28 protein-coding genes and 1 other RNA gene are annotated in these 23,084 nt (G+C 68.9%); 10 read left to right on the top strand and 19 right to left on the bottom strand.

Annotated elements, in window-relative coordinates; all coding sequences use genetic code 11:
* Positions 1-10: 10 nt before the first annotated feature.
* Both RJQ01_RS05630 and RJQ01_RS05625 read right to left on the bottom strand, forming a co-directional pair.
* Positions 11-247 carry a zf-HC2 domain-containing protein gene (locus tag RJQ01_RS05630; RefSeq protein ID WP_350475747.1) on the bottom strand — a complete coding sequence of 79 codons (237 nt, stop codon included), beginning with the start codon at positions 245-247 and terminating at the stop codon, positions 11-13.
* Positions 244-852, bottom strand: a complete 609-nt coding sequence (locus RJQ01_RS05625) for a sigma-70 family RNA polymerase sigma factor (RefSeq protein ID WP_350475842.1) — start codon at positions 850-852, stop codon at positions 244-246. Before RJQ01_RS05625 ends, RJQ01_RS05630 begins: the two co-directional genes overlap by 4 nt.
* Before the next feature lie 107 nt (positions 853-959).
* Between RJQ01_RS05625 and aroA the strand changes: the two genes are divergently transcribed.
* From aroA to RJQ01_RS05605, 4 genes are read left to right on the top strand one after another with little or no spacing between them, the layout of a single operon-like run.
* Positions 960-2,369 carry a 3-phosphoshikimate 1-carboxyvinyltransferase gene (gene aroA / locus RJQ01_RS05620; RefSeq protein WP_350475746.1) on the top strand — a complete coding sequence of 470 codons (1,410 nt, stop codon included), beginning with the start codon at positions 960-962 and terminating at the stop codon, positions 2,367-2,369.
* The gene (rsgA, locus tag RJQ01_RS05615) at positions 2,366-3,433 is read left to right on the top strand and encodes a ribosome small subunit-dependent GTPase A (protein ID WP_350475745.1); all 1,068 of its coding nucleotides are present in this window, start codon (positions 2,366-2,368) and stop codon (positions 3,431-3,433) included. The genes aroA and rsgA overlap by 4 nt, the downstream gene beginning before the upstream one ends.
* Entirely contained in the window at positions 3,430-4,266 is an 837-nt protein-coding gene (hisN, locus tag RJQ01_RS05610; protein WP_350475744.1) for a histidinol-phosphatase, read from the top strand. The genes rsgA and hisN overlap by 4 nt, the downstream gene beginning before the upstream one ends.
* Before the next feature lie 9 nt (positions 4,267-4,275).
* Positions 4,276-4,800, top strand: coding sequence for a septum formation family protein (locus RJQ01_RS05605; RefSeq protein WP_350475743.1), 525 nt, complete (start codon positions 4,276-4,278; stop codon positions 4,798-4,800).
* A 9-nt stretch (positions 4,801-4,809) separates the two neighbouring features.
* On the opposite strand, the gene RJQ01_RS05600 is transcribed toward RJQ01_RS05605, so the two are convergent.
* From RJQ01_RS05600 to prfB, 10 genes are all read right to left on the bottom strand, one after another.
* Positions 4,810-5,781, bottom strand: a complete 972-nt coding sequence (locus RJQ01_RS05600; RefSeq protein WP_350475742.1) for an NAD(P)-dependent alcohol dehydrogenase — start codon at positions 5,779-5,781, stop codon at positions 4,810-4,812.
* Positions 5,778-6,026, bottom strand: a complete 249-nt coding sequence (locus RJQ01_RS05595; protein ID WP_350475741.1) for a helix-turn-helix transcriptional regulator — start codon at positions 6,024-6,026, stop codon at positions 5,778-5,780. Before RJQ01_RS05595 ends, RJQ01_RS05600 begins: the two co-directional genes overlap by 4 nt.
* Positions 6,020-6,448 (bottom strand): hypothetical protein, encoded by a 429-nt coding sequence (locus RJQ01_RS05590; protein ID WP_350475740.1) that lies wholly within the window; start codon positions 6,446-6,448, stop codon positions 6,020-6,022. Before RJQ01_RS05590 ends, RJQ01_RS05595 begins: the two co-directional genes overlap by 7 nt.
* Before the next feature lie 110 nt (positions 6,449-6,558).
* The gene (locus tag RJQ01_RS05585) at positions 6,559-6,933 is read right to left on the bottom strand and encodes a YccF domain-containing protein (RefSeq protein WP_350475739.1); all 375 of its coding nucleotides are present in this window, start codon (positions 6,931-6,933) and stop codon (positions 6,559-6,561) included.
* Positions 6,934-6,993: 60 nt separating this feature from the next.
* Positions 6,994-7,365, bottom strand: a transfer-messenger RNA (tmRNA) gene (ssrA, locus tag RJQ01_RS05580).
* A 176-nt stretch (positions 7,366-7,541) separates the two neighbouring features.
* The gene (locus RJQ01_RS05575; RefSeq protein ID WP_350475738.1) at positions 7,542-9,032 is read right to left on the bottom strand and encodes an MFS transporter; all 1,491 of its coding nucleotides are present in this window, start codon (positions 9,030-9,032) and stop codon (positions 7,542-7,544) included.
* 51 nt (positions 9,033-9,083) lie between these two features.
* Positions 9,084-9,560, bottom strand: a complete 477-nt coding sequence (gene smpB, locus RJQ01_RS05570; RefSeq protein ID WP_179873857.1) for an SsrA-binding protein SmpB — start codon at positions 9,558-9,560, stop codon at positions 9,084-9,086.
* Positions 9,561-9,648: 88 nt separating this feature from the next.
* Positions 9,649-10,563 (bottom strand): permease-like cell division protein FtsX, encoded by a 915-nt coding sequence (ftsX, locus tag RJQ01_RS05565; RefSeq protein WP_350475737.1) that lies wholly within the window; start codon positions 10,561-10,563, stop codon positions 9,649-9,651.
* Positions 10,560-11,312, bottom strand: a complete 753-nt coding sequence (ftsE, locus tag RJQ01_RS05560) for a cell division ATP-binding protein FtsE (protein ID WP_350475736.1) — start codon at positions 11,310-11,312, stop codon at positions 10,560-10,562. Before ftsE ends, ftsX begins: the two co-directional genes overlap by 4 nt.
* A gap of 120 nt (positions 11,313-11,432) precedes the next feature.
* Complete coding sequence (prfB, locus tag RJQ01_RS05555; RefSeq protein ID WP_350475735.1) at positions 11,433-12,542, bottom strand: peptide chain release factor 2; 1,110 nt, start codon at positions 12,540-12,542, stop codon at positions 11,433-11,435.
* Positions 12,543-12,589: 47 nt separating this feature from the next.
* On the opposite strand from prfB, the gene RJQ01_RS05550 reads away from it, so the two are divergent.
* On the top strand, positions 12,590-13,819 hold the full coding sequence (locus RJQ01_RS05550) for an MFS transporter (RefSeq protein ID WP_350475734.1): 1,230 nt from the start codon (positions 12,590-12,592) through the stop codon (positions 13,817-13,819).
* Between the two features lie 33 nt (positions 13,820-13,852).
* Here the strand turns inward: RJQ01_RS05550 and RJQ01_RS05545 are convergent, their stop codons facing one another.
* From RJQ01_RS05545 to RJQ01_RS05520, 6 genes are all read right to left on the bottom strand, one after another.
* Positions 13,853-14,710, bottom strand: coding sequence for an SDR family NAD(P)-dependent oxidoreductase (locus tag RJQ01_RS05545; protein ID WP_350475733.1), 858 nt, complete (start codon positions 14,708-14,710; stop codon positions 13,853-13,855).
* 63 nt (positions 14,711-14,773) lie between these two features.
* Entirely contained in the window at positions 14,774-16,123 is a 1,350-nt protein-coding gene (locus RJQ01_RS05540) for a methyltransferase domain-containing protein (RefSeq protein ID WP_350475732.1), read from the bottom strand.
* Positions 16,124-16,167: 44 nt separating this feature from the next.
* Positions 16,168-16,734 carry a 3'-5' exonuclease gene (locus RJQ01_RS05535; RefSeq protein WP_350475731.1) on the bottom strand — a complete coding sequence of 189 codons (567 nt, stop codon included), beginning with the start codon at positions 16,732-16,734 and terminating at the stop codon, positions 16,168-16,170.
* 39 nt (positions 16,735-16,773) lie between these two features.
* A complete protein-coding gene (locus RJQ01_RS05530) occupies positions 16,774-17,250 on the bottom strand; it encodes a pilus assembly protein TadG-related protein (RefSeq protein WP_350475730.1) in 477 nt (158 codons plus the stop codon).
* On the bottom strand, positions 17,247-17,732 hold the full coding sequence (locus RJQ01_RS05525) for a hypothetical protein (protein WP_350475729.1): 486 nt from the start codon (positions 17,730-17,732) through the stop codon (positions 17,247-17,249). The genes RJQ01_RS05530 and RJQ01_RS05525 overlap by 4 nt, the downstream gene beginning before the upstream one ends.
* Positions 17,733-17,904: 172 nt before the next feature.
* Complete coding sequence (locus RJQ01_RS05520) at positions 17,905-18,117, bottom strand: TadE/TadG family type IV pilus assembly protein (protein ID WP_350475728.1); 213 nt, start codon at positions 18,115-18,117, stop codon at positions 17,905-17,907.
* A 56-nt stretch (positions 18,118-18,173) separates the two neighbouring features.
* Here RJQ01_RS05520 and RJQ01_RS05515 point away from each other — a divergent pair, with 56 nt between their 5' ends.
* Entirely contained in the window at positions 18,174-18,683 is a 510-nt protein-coding gene (locus tag RJQ01_RS05515) for a GNAT family N-acetyltransferase (RefSeq protein WP_350475727.1), read from the top strand.
* Positions 18,684-18,744: 61 nt separating this feature from the next.
* Here RJQ01_RS05515 and RJQ01_RS05510 read toward each other — a convergent pair whose 3' ends face one another.
* A complete protein-coding gene (locus tag RJQ01_RS05510; protein ID WP_350475841.1) occupies positions 18,745-18,930 on the bottom strand; it encodes a hypothetical protein in 186 nt (61 codons plus the stop codon).
* A gap of 180 nt (positions 18,931-19,110) precedes the next feature.
* Between RJQ01_RS05510 and RJQ01_RS05505 the strand changes: the two genes are divergently transcribed.
* From RJQ01_RS05505 to RJQ01_RS05490, 4 genes are all read left to right on the top strand, one after another.
* A complete protein-coding gene (locus RJQ01_RS05505) occupies positions 19,111-19,386 on the top strand; it encodes a hypothetical protein (protein ID WP_350475726.1) in 276 nt (91 codons plus the stop codon).
* Between the two features lie 337 nt (positions 19,387-19,723).
* Positions 19,724-20,131 (top strand): hypothetical protein, encoded by a 408-nt coding sequence (locus tag RJQ01_RS05500; RefSeq protein WP_350475725.1) that lies wholly within the window; start codon positions 19,724-19,726, stop codon positions 20,129-20,131.
* Positions 20,132-20,365: 234 nt separating this feature from the next.
* Entirely contained in the window at positions 20,366-21,238 is an 873-nt protein-coding gene (locus RJQ01_RS05495) for a formate/nitrite transporter family protein (protein WP_350475724.1), read from the top strand.
* A 72-nt stretch (positions 21,239-21,310) separates the two neighbouring features.
* The gene (locus RJQ01_RS05490; protein ID WP_350475723.1) at positions 21,311-23,071 is read left to right on the top strand and encodes a dynamin family protein; all 1,761 of its coding nucleotides are present in this window, start codon (positions 21,311-21,313) and stop codon (positions 23,069-23,071) included.
* The last annotated feature ends 13 nt before the right edge of the window (positions 23,072-23,084 follow it).

Genomic DNA, 23,084 nt, shown 5'->3' with positions numbered 1-23,084 from the left:
AGGGCGTCGGTCAGGCGTCGAGCCGCTCGATGGTGCCGACGATGAGGGCGCGCAGGTCGTCGGGTGCGGTCTCCTGACACGCCTCCTTGACCTTGCTGCTGAGGGTCAGGCCGACGAGGTGCTCAGCAGAGCAGTCGTCGCAGTTCGCGAGATGCTCGCGAATGTCGGCGCACTCGGCAGCGCTCAGCTCGTTGTGCAGGAACTCTTCGAGCTCCGCCTTCGCCTTGTCGCATCCGCAGTCCGTCATGCCGTGCCCTTTCTCGCGGTGCTCCCCGGAATCGTCGACGCCGTCATGCCGCGCTCACGCGCGTAGTCGGCCAGCAGCTCGCGCAGCAGCCGCCGACCCCGATGCAGTCGGCTCATCACGGTGCCGACGGGAGTCTTCATGATGTCGGCGATCTCCTGGTACGCGAACCCTTCAACGTCGGCCAGGTACACCGCCAGGCGGAAGTCCTCAGGGATCGACTGAAGCGCGTCCTTGACGGCGCTCGCAGGCATGCGGTCGATCGCCTCGGCTTCCGCCGAACGCGTCACCGTCGTAGTCGCCGACTCGGCCCCGCCGAGCTGCCAGTCTTCGAGTTCGTCGATCGTGCCCTGGTAGGGGTCGCGCTGCTTCTTGCGATAGATGTTGATGTACGTGTTGGTGAGAATCCGGTACAGCCACGCCTTGATGTTCGTCCCCTGCTCGAACTGCCCGAAGGCGGCGAACGCCTTCACGAAGGTCTCCTGCACGAGATCGGCGGCATCCGCCGGATTCCGCGTCATGCGCATCGCGGCACCGTAGAGCTGATCCATGAGGGGCAGAGCCTGATCGTGGAACAGCTGTCGTCTCTCGCTCAACTCGTCGCTCATCGGGGCCCACTCTACTGTCGAGCGCCGTGCGGGCGCCTCGAGAAGGCTCGTCGCCATGCGGGGCTCCCTTCGATGAGTGTCGTGCGTGCCGTTACTGTAGAGAACCGATGCAGGTCTTCACCTATTCCAGCCCGCGCTTCTCTCCCTACGGGGACGAGGACCGCTCCGAGGCGTCCGACGCTCCCCAGCCCGGAGGGGCCTGGCGCGCGCCGCGCGCGAGCCGACCTCTTCGGGCTCGCCTGAGCCTGCCCGGCTCGAAGAGCCTGACGAATCGCGAGCTCGTGCTCGCCGCCCTCGCCGACGGCACCTCGGTGCTGAAGCGGCCGCTCATCTCGCGCGACACCGAGCTGATGATCGAGGCGCTGCGCTCCCTGGGCGTCACCATCGAGCGCGTCGAGGGCGAGGGCGCCTTCGGTCCCGATCTGCGCATCACGCCCCCCGACGAGCTCTCGGGCAGCACGACGATCGACTGCGGGCTCGCGGGCACGGTCATGCGCTTCCTGCCGCCGGTCGCCGCGCTCTCGCTCGGGCCCGTCGCCTTCGACGGCGATGACGCCGCTCGGCGACGGCCGATGCGCACCACGATCGAGTCGTTGCGCGCTCTCGGAGTAGACGTCAACGACGACGGCCGCGGATCACTGCCCTTCAGCCTGTGGGGCTCCGGTGCCGTGCAGGGCGGCGAGCTCTCCATCGACGCCTCCTCCTCGAGCCAGTTCATCTCCGGTCTGCTGCTCGCCGCCCCTCGCTTCGAGCGGGGTCTCGTGCTGCGGCACACCGGCGAACGCCTGCCCTCCCTGCCTCACATCGCCATGACGATCGAGACCCTCCGGCGGCGGGGAGTGCAGGTCGACAACCCCGAGCCGGGGCTGTGGGCTGTGCTGCCCGGCCCCATCGCCGCCACCGAGACGGTGATCGAGCCCGATCTCTCGAACGCCGCTCCGTTCCTCGTCGCCGCGCTCGTCGCCGGCGGCACGATCGCGATCGAGGGCTGGCCGCGGTCGACGACGCAGGTCGGAGCCGACCTAGAGCACCTCCTGCCCTTGTTCGGTGCGCGTGTGCATCGCGACGGCAGCGCGCTCGTGGTCGACGGCGGGGCCGGCGTCTGCGGCGGAGCCTCGGTACCCGGGGTCGACATCGATCTCTCCACCGGCGGCGAGCTCGCTCCGGCGCTCGTCGCGCTCGCCACTCTCGCCTCGGGCCCGAGCACCTTCCGCGGCATCGAGCATCTGCGCGGCCACGAGACCGACCGGCTCTCCGCCCTCGTCGCCGAGATCACCGCGATCGGCGGGAGCGCGCGCGAGCTCGAGGACGGAGTGAGCGTGACCCCGTCGCCCCTGCACGGCGGCCCCTGGCGCGCCTACGAGGATCACCGGATGGCGACGGCGGGTGCGATCGTCGGGCTCGCTGTCGATGACGTGACGATCGATGACATCGGCACGACGGCGAAGACGCTGCCGCAGTTCCCTGAGCTGTGGCAGCGGATGCTCGCCTCGAGCGAGGGCGACTCCTCGCCGTGAGCTGGCTCCCGCCGGATACCGAGGAGCCGTACGAGCAGTACGACGAGGCCCTCTACCGTGCCCGGCCGAACCCCAAGGCCAACCGCCCGCGCTCGAAGCAGCGCCCCGCGCACGACGACGCCGTCGTCGCTCGGGTGACGACGGTCGACAGGGGGCGGTACACGGCGCTCGTGGATGAGGATGGCGACGACGAGCGCACGGTGACGGCGACCCGGGCGCGCGAGCTGCGGAAGCAGTCGATCGTCACCGGCGACCGAGTCGATCTCGTCGGGGACGTGAGCGGCGAGGAGGGCTCGCTCGCCCGCATCGTGCGTGTCCACGACCGCCGTACTCTGCTGAGACGCAGCGCCGACGACACTGATGCGGTCGAGCGCATCATCGTCGCCAACGCCGACCAGCTGCTCATCGTCGTCGCCGCAGCCGACCCCGAACCGCGACCGCGACTGGTCGACCGCTACCTCGTCGCCGCCTTCGACGCCGGCATCACCCCTCTGCTCGTCATGACGAAGGTCGACCTCGCCGACCCCAGTGCCTTCCTCGCGCACTTCACCGGTCTCGATCTGCAGGTCGTCACGAGCACGCCCGAGCATCCCCCGGTCGACGCACTGCTCGAGAGACTGCGCGGGCGCACGACCGTGGCCGTCGGGCACTCCGGCGTGGGCAAGTCGACGCTCGTCAACGCTCTCGTGCCCGGTGCCGACCGCGCCGTCGGCGTTGTGAACGCCGTCACCGGCCGCGGGCGCCACACCTCCTCCTCGACCGTCTCGCTGCGCCTGCCCGCGGGAGGCTGGATCATCGACACCCCCGGCGTTCGCTCTTTCGGCCTCGGTCACGTGGACCCCGAGAACATCCTGCGCGCCTTCGGCGATCTTGCCGAGGTCGCCGCCGCCTGCCCGCGCGGCTGCACCCACCTGCCCGATTCCCCGGACTGCGAGCTCGTCGAGCGCGCCGCACGAGGAGAGCTCGGCGAGCTCGGACCGCAACGGCTGGACTCCCTGCAGAGGCTTCTCACGACCCTGCGCGCGCCGCGAGGGCGGGGTACCGCCGATAGCCTGGGCGAGTGACCGACACCGCCGCGCCGCACGACCCCGAGCTGAACGACACCGCCGCCGACGACCTCGCCCTCGCCCTGCGCCTCGCCGACGCCGCCGACGAGATCTCGCTGCCCCGCTTCCGCGCACTCGATCTCGTCGTCTCCACGAAGCCCGACCGCACGCCGGTCACCGACGCCGACCAGGCGGTCGAGCACGCCATTCGTGCCGGGCTGGCCGCCGGCCGCCCCGACGACGGCATCCTCGGCGAGGAGTACGGCACCCGGGAGGGGCAGGGCGCGGGTGCGACCCGGCAGTGGATCATCGACCCCATCGACGGCACAGCGAACTTTCTGCGCGGCGTGCCCATCTGGGGCACGCTCATCGGTCTCGCGATCGACGGCGAGCCCGTGGTCGGCGTGGTGAGTGCTCCCGCGCTGGGGCGACGCTGGTGGGGGGCTCGCGGGCAGGGCGCCTGGGCGCACGACGCGCAGGACGCAGAACCCCGGCGCCTGCAGGTCAGCGGCGTGAGCGAGCTCGCCGATGCGCGACTGAGCTACAACAGCCTGCGCGGGTGGGACGACGAAGGCCGACTCGACCAGCTGCTCGACTTGACGAGGACGGTCTGGCGGGCGAGCGCGATCGGCGACATGTGGTCGTACATGCTCGTCGCCGAGGGCGCGATCGATATTGCGGGCGAGTTCGACCTCCAGCCCTACGACATGGCGGCGCTGCAGCCGATCGTCGAGGAGGCTGGCGGACGCTTCACCTCCGTCGACGGTGACGCCGGCCCGTGGCACGGCAGCGCACTTGCCACCAACGGTGTGCTGCACGACGAAGTACTGCGCCGGGTGCGGACTCGATAGGATCCTGGCATGTCTGCACAGCGCACGCGCCCCGCCGCCCGCCGACTGCTCGCCGTCGCCCTCGCCCTCTCGGCAGGGCTGGCCCTGAGCGGATGCAGCCTTCTCGACGTGTTCACGGCGGGCAACCAGGCTGTGCGGGACGGTGACGGCCAGGTCATCGAGGGCAACGAGGAGACCGACGTGTTCTCGCTTCAGGTCGGCGACTGCCTCAATGACGGCGAGGTGGGCGAGACCGTGACCGCCGTACCGACCGTGCCGTGCGCAGAGCCGCACGACAGCGAGATCTACGCGTCGTACATCCTCGGCGATACGGCTTTCCCCGGCATCGACACGATCGTTGAGGAGGCCGACGCGGCCTGCCTCGCCGGGTACACCGAGTTTCTCGGCATCGACTACCTCGAATCGCGCTACGACTTCAGCTACTACCACCCGACGGAGAGCAGCTGGGCGGGTGGGGACCGCGAGATCCTGTGCCTCGTCTACGACCCCTCGGGCGAGCCGCTCACCGGCACCCTTCAGGGAGCCGGCGAGTAGGCCCGACCGCTACACCGTCAGAACGAGCTTGCCCGCCACGGCGCGCTCGGCCTGGAGCCGCAGTGCCTCGGGCGCATCCTCAAGGGTGAGCACGCGGTCGATGGGCGCGCGCAGGCGACCACCCTCCATCTCGTCGAGGAGCACACGGAGGTCGGGGGCGTTCTCGCGCTGCACCACGCTCGTGAGCCGGTGCCGCACCCACGGGTTCAGCACAGTCGCGAGCAGTTGGCGCTCGAGGCCGTCCAGCAGCGGCCCTCCCGCGCCGTCGGCGCCCACGATGACGAGGGTGCCGCTCGGTGTCAGGGCGCGCCGCAGCACGGAGAGCGGGCGGCCGTCGGCCGTGTCGATCACCACGTCGTGGGCGCCCCACTGCACCGGGTCTGGCGTGGCGCGGTAGTCGATCGTGCGCTCGGCTCCGAGCTCGCGGGCGAGGGGCGACTTCGCGGCGCTCACCACCGCCGTCACGTGGGCGCCGCGCAGCGCCGCGAGCTGCACGAGGAAGGAGCCCACGCCCCCGCCCGCGCCGATCACGAGCACGCGCTGGCCCGCCTCGATGCGCGCGGCATCGCGCACGGCCTGGAGCGCCGTGCTCGCCGAGACCGGTAGCGTTGCGGCATCGCCGCTCGAGACCCCATCGGGGATGCGCGCCACCCGGTCGGCACGCGCGACGACGAGCTCGGCGAATGCCGCTGGCGCCGCGCCGGTCACGCGGTCGCCGATCGCCCACTCGTCGACGCCGTCGCCGAGCTGCTCGACCACGCCCGCGAAAGCGAGCCCGATGACGGGCTGCCGCGGGGTGCGCTGACCCACGAAGGGCCGCAGAACGCGGGGCTCACCGGTCAGGATGTGCAGCGTTCCCGAGTCGGGGCTGACCGCTTCGACGCGCACGCGCACCTGGCCGCGACCCGGGATCGGCGCGGGCCGCTGCTCGACGCTGAGTCGCTCGGGGCCGCCGTAGCCGCGCTGGACGACCGCCCTCATCGCCCCTCCTCCGCTGCGGCCGCCGCCGACTCGGCGGGGTACTGGAAGACGTCGTCGAGCGGTACTCCGAAGACGTGCGAGATCTGGAAGGCGAGCTCGAGCGATGGCGAGTACCGGCCTTGCTCGATGGCGATGATCGTCTGACGTGTGACACCGACGGCCGCCGCGAGCTGGGCCTGGGTGAGCTCGCCGTGCGCGAACCGCAGTGCGCGGATCGCATTGGTGACTCTCGTGGGCTTCACCATGCGGGCACGCCCCTGCGGTAGAGGGCGATCTTCGTGACACCTTCGAGGATGCCGGAGAGCAAGAATCCGAGGAAGATCGCGTGGGCGATCCAGAAGTGGTCCGCCTCCAGCATGGCGAGCACGAGGGCCGTCAGCGCACCGAGGATAAGCAGGCCGCGCGAGGTGAACTCTGCGCGAGCGCTGATCTGCTTGTCGCGCACGTCGGTCTGCGTGCCGTCCCGGCGCGTCGCGATCGTGACGAAGATCGTCACGATGATGACCGCGACGATCCCGGCGCCGATGCTCCACAGCATCGCGTCGACGTACGGCGTCTGCTCGAGAGCGCCGTCAGCGGCGCGAGCGAGCAGCACGGTCAGGTACACGATGAACGTGACGATGCCGACGATGAGGCCGACCCACGCTCCCTTCACTTCATACGCCACGAGGCGCTCCTTCACAGTCGAGAGATGTCACGTTTTGCTGACATGCAGACAGTAAAGGATGTTCGACACGTTGTCAAACATGCTTTACATCGCGGTGCGAAGACACCCGATCAGTCGATGTCGACGATGCGCTTGCCGAGCGGCAGCAGCGCCACCGGCACCATTTTGATGTTCGCGATCGCGAAGGGAATGCCGATGATCGTGATGGCGAGAGGGACTGCCGTGATGATGTGGCTCAGCGCCACCCACCAGCCGGCGAGCACCACCCAGATGACGTTGCCGATGAGCGCCCAGAAGCCCGACGTCGGCGTCTCCACCACGCGCTTGCCGAATGGCCACAGCGAGTAGACGCCGATGCGAGCGGCGGCAATACCCCACGGGATCGTCACGATGAGTACGAACATGATCAGCGCCGCGAGCATCCAACCGAGGAACAGCCACACGCCGGAGAGCACGAGCCAGATGATGTTGAGAAGGGTGCGCATGCGCTCAGTCTGACATCGCGCGGCGCGAGCGGAGCATCCTCAGCGCGTGACAGCGGCCGGTGGTGGAGATGGGGGGAATTGAACCCCCGTCCACTGCTGTGATTCGAAGTCTTCTACGGGCGTAGTCTGCGGAAAGCGTTCTACTCGGCTCCGACCTTTGTCGCAGACACCTAGGTCGACGAGCCCAGCCTCAGTTCGAGTCCCACGTGCTCCTGAGACGCAGGCACGCAGCGAGTCTCCTCAATGACGCCAGCGACCGGGGCGGAGACGAACCCGGGCTGACGGACTATCTACTCTGCCTTAGGCGGCGAGAGCGAAGTCGGTGCGCTTGGAATCGGCACCTGTTGGTTGCAGAGATCGTTAACGAGATAACCCTGCATCCTCGACCCGCTTCTCTTCGTCTCGCAGGCAATGTCGAAACCGATCATCCCCATGCGTCACAATCGAGCACCGCAGGGTGCCGAGAGAGGGCCGCTGTCACGCGCTGTGGAGTTGAGAACGTGCGACCGGTCACCCGTCGCACTCGAACGTCGTCGCCGACGTAGCCCTTCAGTATAGGGGACGCCCACCGCGCCCGCCAGAGCCGTGCGCCGACGCGTCCCGCACGCCTAGGAGACGCGGGAGTCCTCCAGCGTGCGCATCGCTCCCACGCTGCGGGCGCGGAGGTCGGCCAGAGCAAGGCTCAGCGCCACGGCCACGAAGCCGAGGATGACGAGTGCCGCATGCAGGTAGGCATCCTGGTAGACGACGAGCTCCGTCTCGGTTCCTCTCTCGCTGTACACCGTCGCATAGAAGGCCGCGGTCGCCGCGGCGAGACCGACGGCAGTTCCCACGCGCTGGCCCACCTGCTGGATCGAACCCGCGACGCCGCCGGAGGTGACCGGTACATCGGCCAGGGCCAGAGTCTGGTTGGGGGCGATCACCGCGCCGCCGCCGGCGCCGGCGATCCCCATCGCGATCGCCACCGCCCACGGCACAGCTGCGGCCGGGAGGGTCAGAGCCGTCACGAGCACGAGCCCGAATCCGAGCAGCAGCACAGCGAGCCCGGCGACGACGAGGCCGCGCCCGAATCGTTCGACGACGCGACCCGAGTAGAGCGAACTGAGCGCCATCATCAGAGCGAACGGAATGGTCACCATGCCCGCGAAGACCGCCGCGAGCCCCTGACCGAGCTGCAAGTACAGCGTCAGTGTCAGGAACATCGACGGCATCGCGGCGAAGAAGGCGATTGCGAGCAGCGTGCCGTTGCGATAGCTCGTCACTCGGAAGAGCGCGAAGTCGACGATCGCCGACCGACCGGAGCGTGCGTACCGCGCCTCCCACCAGACGAACAAGGCCCCGGAGACGGCGAAGGCCGCGAGCCACGCCCACCGGGCAGGGTCATCGTCGGGGCCTCCAGTCGTGAGTACGAAGGGCAGCATGAGGCTGAGCACGGCGATACCGAGGAGGGCGGTGCCGATCAGGTCGAGGTCGCGCGAACCGCTGCTCGCCGGCTGCGTGCGCGGCAGGAGCCGGTAGGCGACGGGGAAGAGTCCGATGACGAGCGGTACGTTCATCCAGAAGATGAGCCGCCAGCCCAGATCGTCCCCACCCAGGTCGACAAAAAGACCGCCGAGAGTCGGGCCGAACGCCGTCGAGAGACCGATCACCGCCCCGAAGACGCCGAACGCACGACCGCGCGCCGGGCCCTGGAAGAGCTGCTGGATCAGGCCCAGCACTTGCGGCATGAGCAGGCCGGCGGCGACGCCCTGGAGGATGCGCGAGCCGGCGAGCACCTCCACGGTCGGCGCGACCGCGCACAGCAGGCTCGCGACGAGGAAGACGACCAGTCCGACGAGGAACATGCGGCGACGCGAGTTCTGATCGCCGTAGCGCCCTGCGGGCACGAGGACGACGCCGAAGGCGAGGATATACCCGGCGATGATGATCTGGATCTCGGTCGGGCCCGCGCCGAAAGCACCCTCGATCGCGGGCACCCCCACGTTGACCTTCGAGACGTCGAGAATCGTGAGCGAGGCGACCGCCACGGCGACGGCGAACGCACGCCAGCGGGTGCGATCATCCATCTCGGGCTCGGCGGTGCGCGCGTCATTCGTCACGGGGGTTCACCCTACCCGCGCCCGACTGGGAGCCATCGCCAGTGCAGCCCGTTACTCTCCGCGAATGTTGCGCAGCCGCATGGCCCGCTCTGCCTCGCGCTTATCCTGCTTCTCGCGCAATGCGTGTCGCTTGTCGTACTCGCGCTTGCCCTTCGCAACGGCGAGCTCGACCTTGGCACGGCCGTCACTGAAGTAAATGCTCAGCGGCACGAGCGTGTAGCCGCCCTCCTGCGTCTTCTGGCTGATTTTGATGATCTGCGCCTTGTGCAGCAGCATCTTGCGCTTGCGGCGGGGCGGGTGATTCGTCCAGGTGCCCTGCGTGTACTCGGGAATGTGCACGGCATCGAGCCACGCCTCGCCCCCGTCGATGAAGCCGTAGCCGTCGACGAGGCTCGCACGCCCCATCCGCAACGACTTGACCTCGGTGCCGCTCAGCACGAGACCAGCCTCGTAGGTGTCCTCGATCGTGTAGTCGTGCCGCGCCTTGCGATTGGTCGCGACGACCTTTCTGCCCTGCTCCTTCGGCACGTCGCTCACCTCCCGATCACGCCCGATGCGGATGCCCACCGCGCGTGTCGCGGCAGCCCTCCAGCATACCTGCGCCGGATGGGAAGGGTCAGACGCGCAGGTAGCGCGTGATGGCGACGTTCGCCGACACGGCAGCGAGCAGGGCGCCGGCGATGAGCAGCACGGGTGCGACGAGTAGCGCCTCGTCGAGTCCGACGAGCGAGGTGAGGGGCAGAGCCTGCGTGAGGTAGCCCTGCACGAAGAACTCGACGATCGCGATGATCGCGACGCCCGCGAGCGCCGAGCCGATGAGCGCGGCGACCACTCCTTCGAGGATGAACGGCGTCTGGATGAACCGGTTGGATGCGCCCACGAGCCGCATGATGCCGAGCTCGCGGCGGCGCGAGAAGGCGCTCAGCCTGATCGTGGTGGCGATGAGCAGTACGGCGGCGACGAGCATCAGCGCCGCGATGCCGACCGCGGTGATGCTGGAGGCGTTGAGCACGTCGAAGACGCCGTCCAGGTAGGCGCGCTCGTCTTCGATGCTCTCGACGCCGGCGAGCCCGCCGAGGGCGTCGACGAGGATCTGGCTCTGGTCGACGTCGACGAGGTCGACCCAGAAGGCGGGCGGCAGAAACTCCGGTGAGACGAGCTCGGCGGCCGCGGTGCCCGCGAACTGGTCTTGGAAGTTCGCGTACGCCTCCTCCTGCGTCTCGAAGTAGTAGGTGTCGATAAACGGTGCGAGCGTCGCGGACTGCAGCTGCGCCTCCACCTGGGCGATCTGCTCTGGCGTGGCGGCCTGCTGCTCGCAGCCGCCGATCGTCGCGAACTCGGTGCACAGGTAGACGGCGACCTGCGCGCGATCGAACCAGTACGACTTCATTTCGGTGATCTGCATCTGCAGCAGCATCGCGGCGCCCACGAACGTCAGCGAGATGAAGGTCACGAGCACGACCGAGACGACCATGGAGAGGTTGCGGCGCAGCCCCTGACCGACCTCGCTGAGAACGAGACCAAGCCTCATCGCGCCTCCCCCGTGGCGGAGAGGCGCGGCGACGCCGCACCGGCCTGCGACAGGACGGGGTTCGCCTGCGTCTGGTACCCGCCGCCGCGCTCGTCGCGCACGATACGACCACCGATGACCTCGATGACGCGGCGCTGCAGACGGTCGACGATGCCGGCGTCATGCGTGGCCATGATGACCGTCGTGCCGTTGGCGTTGATGCGCTCGAGCAGCGTCATGATGCCCGCGCTCGTCGCCGGGTCGAGGTTGCCGGTCGGCTCATCGGCGAGCATGATCGCGGGCTTGTTGACGAGGGCGCGCGCGATCGCCACGCGCTGCTGCTCGCCGCCGGAGAGCTCGTGGGGAAACCGCCCCTCCTTGCCCTCGAGCCCGACGGTGCGCAGCGCGTCGGGCACTGCCTCGTGGATAAAGCCCTTGCTCTTGCCGATCACCTGCAGCGTGAAGGCGACGTTCGCGAACACCGTCTTGTTCGGCAGCAGCCGGAAGTCTTGGAAGACGACACCGAGGTTGCGGCGAAAGTAGGGAACCTTGCGGCTCGAGATCGCGCCGAGATCCTGCCCGAGCACGTGGATCGAGCCGCTCGTCGGCTTCTCCTCCTTGAGCACGAGGCGCAGAAAGGTCGACTTGCCCGACCCGGAGGCGCCGACGAGGAACACGAATTCACCGCTGAGAATCTCCAGGCTGACGCCGTTGAGCGCCGGCCGAGCCGTCCCGCGGTACACCTTGGTGACCTCTTCGAAGCGAATCATCGCGATCAGAGTAAGCGGGCGCGCGCGGTGCGTCGCACTGCGACACCCTCCGTGCACGCTTTCTCAGCGACGCCACGCGCCGACCAGCGCCGGGCACCCCCCGGGTTACTGACCGAACCGCTATTCGATCGGGGCGCGCTTGCGCCACCTGATGCCGGCGGCGATGAAGCCGTCGAGGTCTCCGTCGAAGACTGCCGAGGGGTTGTTGACCTCGTGCTCGGTGCGCAGATCTTTGACCATCTGGTACGGCGCGAGAACGTAGGAGCGCATCTGGTCGCCCCAGCTCGCGGTGATCGTACCGGCGAGCTCCTTCTTCGTCGCCGCCTCCTGCTCCTTCTGCAGGATCAGCAGGCGCGACTGCAGCACGCGCATCGCCGCCGCTCGGTTCTGAATCTGGCTCTTCTCGTTCTGCATCGAGACGACGAGACCGGTGGGAAGGTGGGTGATGCGTACGGCGGAATCGGTCGTGTTCACCGACTGCCCTCCCGGCCCTGACGACCGGAACACATCGACACGGATGTCCGACTCCGGCACCTCGATCGCGGCGCTCTCCTCGAGGAGGGGAATGACCTCGACCGCGGCGAAGCTCGTTTGGCGCTTTCCCGCGGCGCCGAACGGCGACATGCGCACGAGGCGGTGCGTACCCGCCTCGACGCTGAGGGTGCCGAAGGCGTGGGGCGCATCCACTTCGAAGGTCGCCGACTTGATGCCCGCCTCCTCCGCATAGGAGATGTCCATGACGGTCGTGGCGTAGTCGTGCTGCTCGGCCCAGCGCAGGTACATGCGCAGCAGCATGTCGGCGAAGTCGGCGGCGTCGACGCCTCCCGCGCCCGCGCGGATCGTGACGACCGCCGGGCGTGCATCGTATTCACCGTCGAGGAGGGTGCGCACCTCCATCTCGCCGAGGGTCTTCTCGATCGCCGTGAGCTCGGCCGCGCACTCGGCGGCGGCATCCTCGTCGTCGGCCTCTCGCGCCATCTCGATGAGCACATCGAGGTCGTCGAGTCGCTGCCGCAGGGCTTCGATGCGCTCGAGCTCCGTCTGACGGTGACTGAGGTCGCTCGTGACCTTCTGCGCGTGCGCGGTGTCGTCCCACAGGTCGGGTGCGGAGGCCTGCTCGCTGAGTGCGGCGATCTCCGACTGCAACCGGTCGACGTCGACGACGGCGCGGATGTCGGCGAAAGTGCTGCGGGCGGCGCCGATGCGCTCAGAGAAGTCCAGGTCGATCATGTCTGCCCCAGCCTATCGCCGCGCGCGGGCGTAGCATCGACCTCGCGATGAGCACACGAAACGATGACTTCCGCTGGCGCTCCATCGTGGTGCCCGCTCTCCTCCCGACGTTGCTGTTCACCACCGCCGAGGGTGCGATCATCCCGCTGATCCCCGCCCTGGCTAATCAGGTCGGCGCGAACCTCGCGATCGCCGGGCTGGTGGCGGCGATGCTCCTCGTCGGGTACCTGGTCGGCGACATACCGGCGGGGTGGGTGGTGGCTCGACTCGGCGAGCGCAATGCCATGCTCGGCGCCCTCCTGATCGGCGGGGCAGGGCTCGCTCTCGCCGCGTTCGCTCCGAACGCCCCCCTCCTCGGACTCGCGATCGGCCTGATCGGAGTCGCCGCGGCAGTCTTCGGGCTCGCACGGCACTCGCTGGTCACCGTGGTCGTGCCCCGCGTCTACCGGGCTCGTGCACTGTCAACGCTGGGGGGAAGCTACCGGCTGGGCCACGTCATCGGCCCGTTCCTGTCGGCCTCAATCCTCGCAGTGAGCGGCGGCATCACCGGGGTCTTCTGGCTCTGCCTGGGTTTGCTCGTGCTCGTCGCGGCGAGCCTGATTCTGCTCCCTGACCCGGAGCGCGTGCTGCGCGCCCAGCGCGCTGAGAGCCTGCCGGTCGTTGCTCCGCTCGACGTTTTTCGCACGATCCACGCGCAGCGAGGGCCGCTCGCCCGTCTGGGAAGCGCGGGCCTCGTCGTGTCTGCCGTGCGTGCGACTCGGCAGGTGCTCATTCCCCTGTGGGCGGTCAGCATCGGCCTGGATGAGGCACGCACAGCCCTCATCATCGGCATCGCTGCGCTCGTCGACTTCCTGCTGTTCTACCCGGGCGGTTGGCTCATGGATCGCTACGGTCTCATCGTGACATCGGTGCCGCCCATGATCGGCATGGGGGCCGCCTTCCTCGTGCTGGCTCTCTCGGAGGGGGCAGGGGATCCTGTCGCGTGGTTCACCGGCGTCACATTCGCCTTCGCACTCGCGCACGGGCTCAGCTCGGGAATCCTCATGACGATGGGATCCAACCTGGCTGGACGGAGAAACCCTGCGCCGTTCCTGGGGGCATGGCGTCTCGTTCTCGACGGTGGTCGGGCCGGCGCGCCACTGGTCGTCTCGGCCGTCACCGCGGCGTTCGGCCTCGCCGCCGCCTCCGCCACGATCGGCGTCGTCGCGCTCGTCGGTGCCGGCCTTCTGGCCTGGTTCATCCCGCGCGAAGAGGGCTTGCACCGCCGACGCGGCTGAGCAGTGGCCGCAGTGCGTTGGTCAGCCGTCAGGTTAGTCGGCAGCGGGAGCCGGCGCCGAGCCCACGGCCGAACCGACCGGCGCCGATTCGGCGGCTTCGAGCGGCATCTGGGCGGCCATCGTGACGGCGGGGTGCGCGCCGGTGCTCGTCTCCGCCTCGTCGGTCGGCACCATCTGACTGGTCGCGGCGGGCACGTCGCTGAAGGCCGAAGACGGCAGATCTCTCTCATCACCGACAATCGCAGCGATGATGCGCTGGGCGACGGCGGCCGGTTCGAGACCGGTGGGGAACTTGGGCGTCTCACCGGCGATGGGGTGGCGGGAGAGCGCGGTCTCTGTGTGGCCGGGTCGCGCGTCGATGACGCGGATGCCCGACTTGCGCACCTCGCGGGCGGCGACCTGCACGTACGCGGCCAGAGCGGACTTCACGGCCGAGTACGCCCCGATGCCGTTGGTGGGGTGCTCGCTCACCACTCCGCTGAGCGTGAGGACGAACGGCGCTCGGCCCTCGTCTGCGCTGTCGCGCAGCGACGGGATCGCGGCCCGGAGCATCCTCATCGGGGCGAGGGCGTTGATCTCCCACAGCGCCTCGATCGTCTCGTCCGATGTGTCGGCGACCGCGCCGAAAGCGACAGCGCCCGCGGCATTGACGACGCCGTCGAGCCGGCCGTGCGTGGTGACGGCAGTGGCGACGAGTGTGCGCGCGGCGGCCGGGTCGGTGAGGTCGGCGGGCACGAGCTGGCCCGGAATACCGAGAGCCTCGAGATCGGTCATCGAGCGCGCGCTGAGCGTGAGCTGCGCGCCGGCGTCAGCGAGCTGTCGGGCCAGATGGCGGCCAAGGCCACCGGTCGCTCCGAGGATGAGGATGGAGGATCCCTGCAGTGAAGTCATACTCGCAGGGTAGGTTGGCTCACTGGGAGCACGCAGACAACATCCAGAAATTTCCGTGGTGATCTACTGCTGCTGCATCTGCTGCATGTACTCGCGAATAGTGGGCACGCCTTCGAGCTTGTGGCGGAAGAACGTGTTGACGAGGTTGATAACGTGCGCACGCGCCGCCTCCAAGTCACTCGAGCGCCGCTCCCCCGCATCCTGATCCTCCAGCGTGCGCCGCAGCGTCATGAGGGCGGAGACGATCTCCGCCTCCTCCTCGCCTTCGAGCTCGGCGATGACCTGCATGATGAGCGCATCAGCCTGGTCACGCACCGCCTCGATCGGGATGGTGGTCCCCGGCTGGGTGGCGTTGTCGAGCGTGGAGAGGAGTGACCACACCTGGTAGAGGATCGTGGCCGGCTCGTCGAACAGCTCGCGCACGTAGGCGGCGTCGACGTGGCGGCCGGAGAGTCGGAAGATGTTGTACATGCGCTTGGCGGCCTTGCCGTAGTTGACCTGCTTCGTGAGGTACTTGCGCACTTCGCTTTCGAGCCGCTCCACGTACTCGTCGAGTGCGTCATCGCTCACGAATTTCGCGACCTTCGCGAACGTCGGCATAGCGTCGGCGTCGAGGTAGACCTCTTGGAAGTACGCGTCGAGGTACCCGTCGAGGGGCACGATCTCGCCGTCGGGCGCCTCCCACGTCACGTCGATAACGTTGCTCGCATTGGAGAGCGCCTTGCGCTCGGGGTCGGCGACGACCCAGTCGAGCTTGCACCAACCGGGGTCGAGCGCGGACTCGTGCCAGGTCAGGGTGCGCGTGGTTCCGTCGGCGAGGGCGAGCTCAACCGTCTGCGCCTCGACCTCGGCGGGAGTCCAGGTGATGGGGGTGCCCTTCTTGCGTGCCTGGCCGCCGTGCTCGCAGTCGTCGGGGTAGTTGCCGAGCTTCGCCTCGAGGAACTGGAAGGGGTCGCCCGTGGCGGTGCGTCGGGCGGCGTCGCGCATGAGGTCGGCCATGATGAGGCAGGCCTCGTCGCGGGTGTCGGCCTTGATGTTGAGCCGCTGGAAGTAGTCGCAGTCTCCGGGGAAGGACTGAATCTTCGATTGCGCGGCCGAGCCGCTCAGCGCGAGGGCGCTCTCGGCGATCTCGGGCGGGCCCGTGACCTCGACGATCGCGCCGATACGGCGGAAGCGCTCGAGGTCGCGCGGTGTGAAGTCGAGCATGCTGACGCGGTGGCCGAAGGTGCCGCTCTCGTGGGCCACGATGTGGTCATCGCTGGCGGCGTCGGCGGCAATCGCGGCGAGCCACTGCAGGGCTCCCTCCTCGTCGAGCTGCACGCCGAGGCGCTGGGCAGACTCGATGATGCGGGCGAGATCGTCGTCAGGGGCGGTGCGGGGGTCGGAGGGTGACGCGGGGGCTGCAGAGCTCATCGGTGAGGCCTCTCGGGTTGCGCGCACGGCGGCCCGCGCACTGGTCAGACACCTGCGGCGCGCGCCCGCTGCTCGGCTTGGATGGCCCGAAACAGCGTCGCCTGGTCGCGCGCGTCGTCGAGGGCATTATGCGTCAGGACCATGTCGATGCGATAGTGCTCGGCGACGCGGTGCAGGCTCGTCTCACCCCACGGTGCGCCCGTCACGCCCGCGTAGTACGCCTTCACGTCGAGCGCAGCGTGGCCCAGCGGGTTGCGGCCGAGGTAGCGGTGGAAGTAGTCGGCGACGAACATCCAGTCGAAGGGAGCGTTGAAGCCGACGAGCAGCGGCCGAGTCTGTGGTGGCGTCACCGCGTCGATCCACTCGGCGAACGCGATCATCGCGTCGCGGGGCGGGGTGCCGGATGCTCGCAATCCGTCGAGCGTGAAGCCTCCGATCTTCATGGCCGCGTCGTCGACTGTGTCGCGGTCGGGCTGCAACTCGACGTAGAACGCCTGCTCGGGGTCGTCGACGAGGCACGCGCCGATGGAGAGCATCGCGTAGTCGCTCGGGCTCGGGCCGGCGGCCTCGATGTCGACGGAGATGAGGGTGACGGGTCGAGGGTCGGGCATGGCTCCACGCTAGACGGTGCGCGCCGCACCGGGTCGCGTTCAGCCGAAGACGCTGCGCGCCGTCGCGGTCACCTCGAGGCGTAGCCCCTCGGCTACGAAGAGGGTGAGCATGGGCGGCCGCCAGTAGCTCGACAGCGTCACACGCGCGCTCAGCCCATCGGGGGTGCTCGCCGACTCGAGGGTCACGCCGTCGAGGGATCCCGTGGGCGCGACCGCCAGATACGCCGCGACATCCTCGCGCACCCGCGCATCGGTGAGCCGCGGCCGCAGCAGCTCCCCCTCCCGCACGGTCACGTCGTCGAGGTCGAAGGACTCGGCACCGACGAGCGCAGCACCGTCGGCGAGCGTGAAGAGTCGCGCGCGCTCGAGATACAGGGCGGTCGCCGCCGTGACGAGCAGCACGACGACGAGGGCGAGCCCGGCGTAGCCGATGATGAGCGGCAGAGTCGAACCTCGGTCGTCGCGTAGCGCGTGCGGCCAGCGCCGCGCAATCGCAGGTCGCCGCGCCCCTCTCACCGTGCGCCCCAGAACCGCGACACCTGCTGGGTCGCGCTCGCGTCGATCGGCACCGACAGCGGCCCACGGAGTTCGGCGACGGGCGGCAGCAACGGTAGCGGCACCCGCACACTCACCTCGACGGTCACCCAGCCGCGGCGCGTGTGGCACTGCGCCGGCACGGGCGAGCACCGGATGCTCAGGGCCACGTCGCTCGGGACCACCCCGTGGTCGGCCAGCGCCAAGGCGAGCGCTCGTTCGGCCGCCGCCGTGCCCGTCGGAGTCGACTCGGCCTGCACGAACACCCGAGCCGCCTGCCGCGCGGCCCCCTCCGTCGCGAGCGCCGCCGACTGGATGGCGCTGAGCGCGACCACGAGGTAGACGAGCGGCACGAGCAGCAGCATTCCCGCAGTGAGGAACTCGAGCGAGGCCGAGCCGCGGTCGTCGGTGGCGGCAGAAGTCGCCCAGCCGCGCCGCTCACCGCAGCGGTTCGAGCGCGGCACGCCCGGTCACCTCCAGACTGCGATCGATCCCCGCGAGCCCGATCAGAGGCAGGGGTGAGCGCACCGTGACGACGACAACCGGGTGCCCCTCGTAGCGACCGAAGCCCGCCGAGATGTCTCCGGCGTAGGACTCGCCGACCGCGGAAACGATGAGGTCGCGACTGCGTTCGACTCAAGCCGCGAGGCTACTGTCGGCGAGCGCCGCATGGCGAGCGCCCTCCGCTGCGGCGTCGATGAGGGTCGACCGCACGTGCAGGGCGAGCGCGAACTGCAGCACCGACACGGTCAGGAGGGTCAGCAGCGCGCCGACGAGGACGAACTCCACGGGTGCCGAACCGCGGTCGCCGGGCTCGCAGCACGAGCGACCGCGGGAGAGCATCCTCATGCCTCGCGCCGGTATCGTGGGGTGACCGCCCCCAGACGCAGCGAACGGAACCTGAGATGACTGAGCCGACCTTCACGATCCGCGGAGCCACCGAGGATGACTACGAGGGCGTGCACGCGATCCTCACGAGCCCTCACATCATGCAGGGCACACTGCGTGTGCCGCTCGCGAGCACCGATTACTCCAAGGCTCGCCTTGCCCCCAAGAACGGCGTGCATCAGATCGTCGCCGTCGCCAACGACACCGAGGAGATCGTGGGCTTCGGCGAGCTCATCACGACCCCCGACGAGCCGCGCGCTCGGCATGCTGGCGAGATCGACCTCGTCGCCGTCGGTGAGGAGTGGCAGAGCCAGGGCGTCGGCTCGGCACTCATGGATTCGATGATCGACCTGGCCGACAACTGGCTCGACCTGAAGCGCCTGAGCCTCATCGCGTTCGTCGGCAACGACCGCGCGATCGCCCTCTACGAGCGGCTCGGCTTCGAACGCGAAGGCATCATGCGGCGCGTCGGCTACGGCGACGGCGACTGGATGGACGCCGTCATGATGGCCCGGCTGCGCGACTGAGCTTCGCCCGCACGGCGACACGATCACGGTGCTCGCCGGCCACGCAGCTCTGGCGCCCACGCTAGAACGCGGTGACGCGGTCGATCGCCTGCTGGAACACTCCCTGCAGAGCCGGCCCGGCGAGAGCCCAGATCAGGATGACGAGCCCGGCGGTCATGAGGGTGATGAGCACCCAGCCGGGAACATCCCCTTCGTCATAGTGGGCCAAGTCCGCAAGCTTCTGTCTGATCGTCTTCATGGCCAGCATGGTGCCCCAGATGAGCAGCGCCGAGCGGAAGTTATCCACGCATTGCGCAAGGTGCGACCTCCAACAGCGCCCCTCGCTCCGTCGCTATGGACTCCACCCCGTGCGATCCAGCGCCCGGCCAACGCTTCACCGCGCCACCTGTCCCACGGACGACCATCTGATGTGGCTAGCATGTGACCCATGTTCGCCCGGATCCCATTACCCCTCAGCGGACTTCTTGCTTTGGCGACTGGGACCTGGTTGCTCACTCAGTATCCGATCACCGTGGGCTGGTTCGGATGGGTGGGTGGCGACGCGGCCGAAATTGACATCACCGCGCAAATTTCTCTGATTACGCAGCTCGGACTCTTTCTGCTCGTTGTCGGCGGCGGTCTGCTCGGCGCATCCCTCGGCTTCGTGGTGGGTCGTCGAGAGCGGCGACAGTCACCTCCGCAACCAGTCTCGAGCCAGACCTAGCCGGTAGGCACACGAGCCGTGAATCACTGGGGCATCAGTAACTGGGCTGGGCGTCTCCCCCGCTCCCCCAAGACGGCTTAGTAGCCTTCCATCGTTTCGTGGGCCACGGCCCTCTCACACGGGGCTGGGCACTATCGCGGAGGCTCCTCTTGACAACTGGCCGTCATGTGCCTGTTTCAATGACAGCCCAGCCAGGAACATCCCCTTCGTCATGAAGGGCCAAGTCCGCAAGTCTCTTCTTGAGCTTCATCATGGCCGTGAGCATGCCAGGACACGACAGTCCCATTGCGAGAAGTCCACAGGCATCGCGCCGATGCAACTGTGGCATGCTCACTGAATGGGCGTCCTTGTGTTTGTCGTCAGAGACGTTGACCTGCGCAAAGAAGGCGTGAGCAACGCGGCCGACCAAATCGCACAGCGCTCCAGTCTGCTGCCGAAGCCGACAGGTCCAGACGACCCGTCCTTGGACGTGTACATCTACATTCCGGGCAAGACTTGGCAGCACGAGAAGAGTGGCTACAAGCTGGGTTCGCTCTCCGAGAAGAGTCGAGCGTGGCAACGGGTGATGATCTACGTGCCGGACGAGCTCACTGATGAGGATGAGGCAATCCAGTACTTCGACCGGACGTTGGCAGATGTCGCAGATGCCGTAGAAGCGAAGTTGCGTAAGCGCCAACCACTTTGGCCGATTGACCAGCTGGTCGGGTATCTGAGGTCTCTGCGGTCGGCCCACCCCGCAACTTGACCGATCACCGTCATGTGCCTATTCCAATGAGCACCCAGCCGGGAACATCACCGCGATCCTCCGTGCGGAACTGCCGAGCGACGCGGCGCATGACCTGCTGCAGTGTCGAAGACCTCATGCCGCGATTGTGCCGTCCACGAGCGTCGCATCGTCGAGGCCATCCACAGGCACCGCCACCTGGCAACTCGGCGCGGCGGGCTTGCGCTTCGCACTCCGCTGCGTGAGCGTTGGCCCATGAGCGAGAAGAGTCACGAGCAGCACAAGAAAGAGCAGCAAGAGCGCCTTGCCGAGCTCGGCGACAATGACGAGCCCGTCGAGGAGGAGATCGAGACCACGTTCGACGCGACCGTTGAGCAGGGCGCGCAACGGCTGCAGCGCACGTTCCCCGACATGCTCATCACGGGCTTCTTCGGCGGCCTCGAGGTGGGCCTCGGTGTGATGGCGTATCTGCTGGTCCTGCACGAGACGGGCAACCACCTGCTGGCGGGCCTCGCCTTCAGCATCGGCTTCATCGCGCTCCTGCTCGCCCACAGCGAGCTGTTCACCGAGAATTTCCTCTTGCCCATCGCGGCGGTCATCGCGCGGGAGGCGTCCGTCAAGCGCCTGCTCATGCTGTGGGGCGGCACCCTTGTCGCCAACCTCGCGGGGGGCTGGCTGTTCATGGGACTGCTGACGCTCGCCTTCCCGGCGTGGCACACCCTGCTGATCGACACCGCCCGGGAGTTCGTCGAGGCACCGCTCAGTCTCGAGACGGCCGCGCTCGCCATCCTGGGCGGCAGCACCATCACCCTCATGACCCGCATGCACCAGGGCACCGACTCCGACGTGGGCAAGATCATCGCCTCGGTCGGGGCGGCGTTCCTGCTGGCGGGAATCCCGCTGTACCACTCGGTGCTCGACTCGCTCCTCATCTTCGGCGCCATCCAAGCGGGCGCCGATTTTGGCTACCTCGACTGGCTCGGCTGGTTCTGGTACACGCTGCTGCTCAACGTGGTGGGCGGAGTGCTGCTCGTCACGGCGCTGCGCGTGCTGCGCACCAAGAGCCTCGTCGAGAAGCGGCGGGCGCAGGCTCCCGCAGACCCCGACGCCCCGCACGGCGATCACTGACCGAAAGGATGTCGAGGGGATGCTGAGCACGAGCTGGTCGCGAGCGCGCCCCGCGCCCGGCATGCTGGTGGGGTGACCGCCACTCGAGCCCCCGCCACCGTGTCGCTCGAGCGCCTGCGCGCCTCGCTCGCCGACGCGGGCCTCACCCTGCCGCTCGACGGCGTGACCGAGCAGTGCGAGGCCGCCGCCGCCGCCGTTCGGCAGATCGACGACTACATCCGCCCCCGCCTCGCCGACCTCGACGCACCGCTGCTCGCCGTCGTCGGCGGCTCGACCGGCTCCGGCAAGTCGACCATCGTCAACGCACTGCTGGGGGTCGCGACGACGCGCGTCGGCGTGATCCGACCCACGACGCGGCAGCCGATCCTCGTGCACTCCCCCGTCGACGCCGGATGGTTCGCGAGCGACCGCATTCTTCCGGGGCTCGCGCGCGTGCGCGGGCGCGTCACCGCGCCCGGCACGCCGGCGAGCGCGGCGGGCGATACTCCCGAGGCGGCGCGCATCAGCGAGCTCATGCTGCTCGAGCACGACGCCGTGCCCCGCTCGCTCGCCATGATCGACGCCCCCGACATCGACTCCGTCGCCGACGAGAACCGCGCGCTCTCGGCGCAACTGCTGGCCGCCGCCGATCTGTGGCTGTTCGTCACCACGGCCAACCGTTACGCCGACGCCGTGCCGTGGCGCCTGCTCGAGGGCGCCGCCGAGCGCTCGATCACGGTCGGAGTCGTTCTCAACCGCGTGCCGCCCGGCGCCGCCGGCGACGTGCTGCCCGACCTGCAGTCGATGCTCGACGAGCGCGGCCTCGCCGACGCCCCCGTGTTTACGATCGACGAGCAAACGCTCGACGAGCTCGGCATGCTGCCCGCGAACGCCGTCGACGGCCCTCGTGCCTGGCTCGAGGGCATCGCAGGCGATCGCGCGGCTCGAACGCGCATCGCCGCCCGCACGCTCGGCGGCGCGATCGCCGACCTCGATCGGCGCGTGGCGCGCATCGCGGATGCCCGGCAGCAGCAGCTCGACTGGCTCGACGGTGCCGAAGCCGCCGTCGACGCGCACTACCAGGCCGCGATCGACGCCGTCGACGCCGCGACGCAGGACGGCGCGCTGCTGCGCGGGGAGGTGCTCGCGCGGTGGCAGGACTTCGTCGGCACCTCCGACGTGTTCCGCACGATCGAGTCGTGGTACTCCCGCACCCGCGACAGCGTGACCGCGTGGATCAGCGGCAGGCCGAGCCCCGTCGTCGAGGTCGAGACGAAGATCGAAAGCGGTCTGCAGGCCGTCATCCTCGACCAAGCGGGGCGCGCCGCGGCGGCAGCGTGGGCCGACCTCCAGCGCACCGGGGCGGGTCGCGGCATCGCCGAGCAGCACCCCCACCTCGCCGCGGAGAGCCCCGAGCTGCGCCAGAGGGCCTCGGCGATGATCCGGGAGTGGCAGGGCGCGCTCATGCAGCTCATTCACGACAATGCGGGCAGCAAGCGCGTGCGGGCGCGGGTGCTCTCGCTCGGGCTCAATGTCATCACCGTCGCGCTCATGATCGTCGTGTTCGCGTCGACCGGCGGGCTCACGGGCGGTGAGCTCGCTATCGCAGGCGGCTCCGCCGTGCTCGGCCAGAAGCTGCTCGAGACGATCTTCGGCGAGGAGGCCGTGCGCCGCCTCGCCGCGGAGGCGCGGCGCGATCTGCAGTCGCGTCTCGAGGCGCTGTTCGACTCGGAAGGAGACCGGCTCACCACCGCGCTCGAGCCGATGCGCTTCGGCTCTGCCCCCGGTGCGCTGCGCCGCGAATCGCAGGCGCTGCTCGATGACGTCGCGCGCGCGGCGGAGTCCCCGTCGTGACCGGCGCGTCGGG

The sequence above is a fragment of the Microcella sp. genome, from assembly GCF_040286215.1.
GTDB lineage: Bacteria > Actinomycetota > Actinomycetes > Actinomycetales > Microbacteriaceae > Microcella.
Note: the sequence above shows the minus strand (reverse complement) of the source record. Positions and strands in the feature narration are given on the sequence as shown.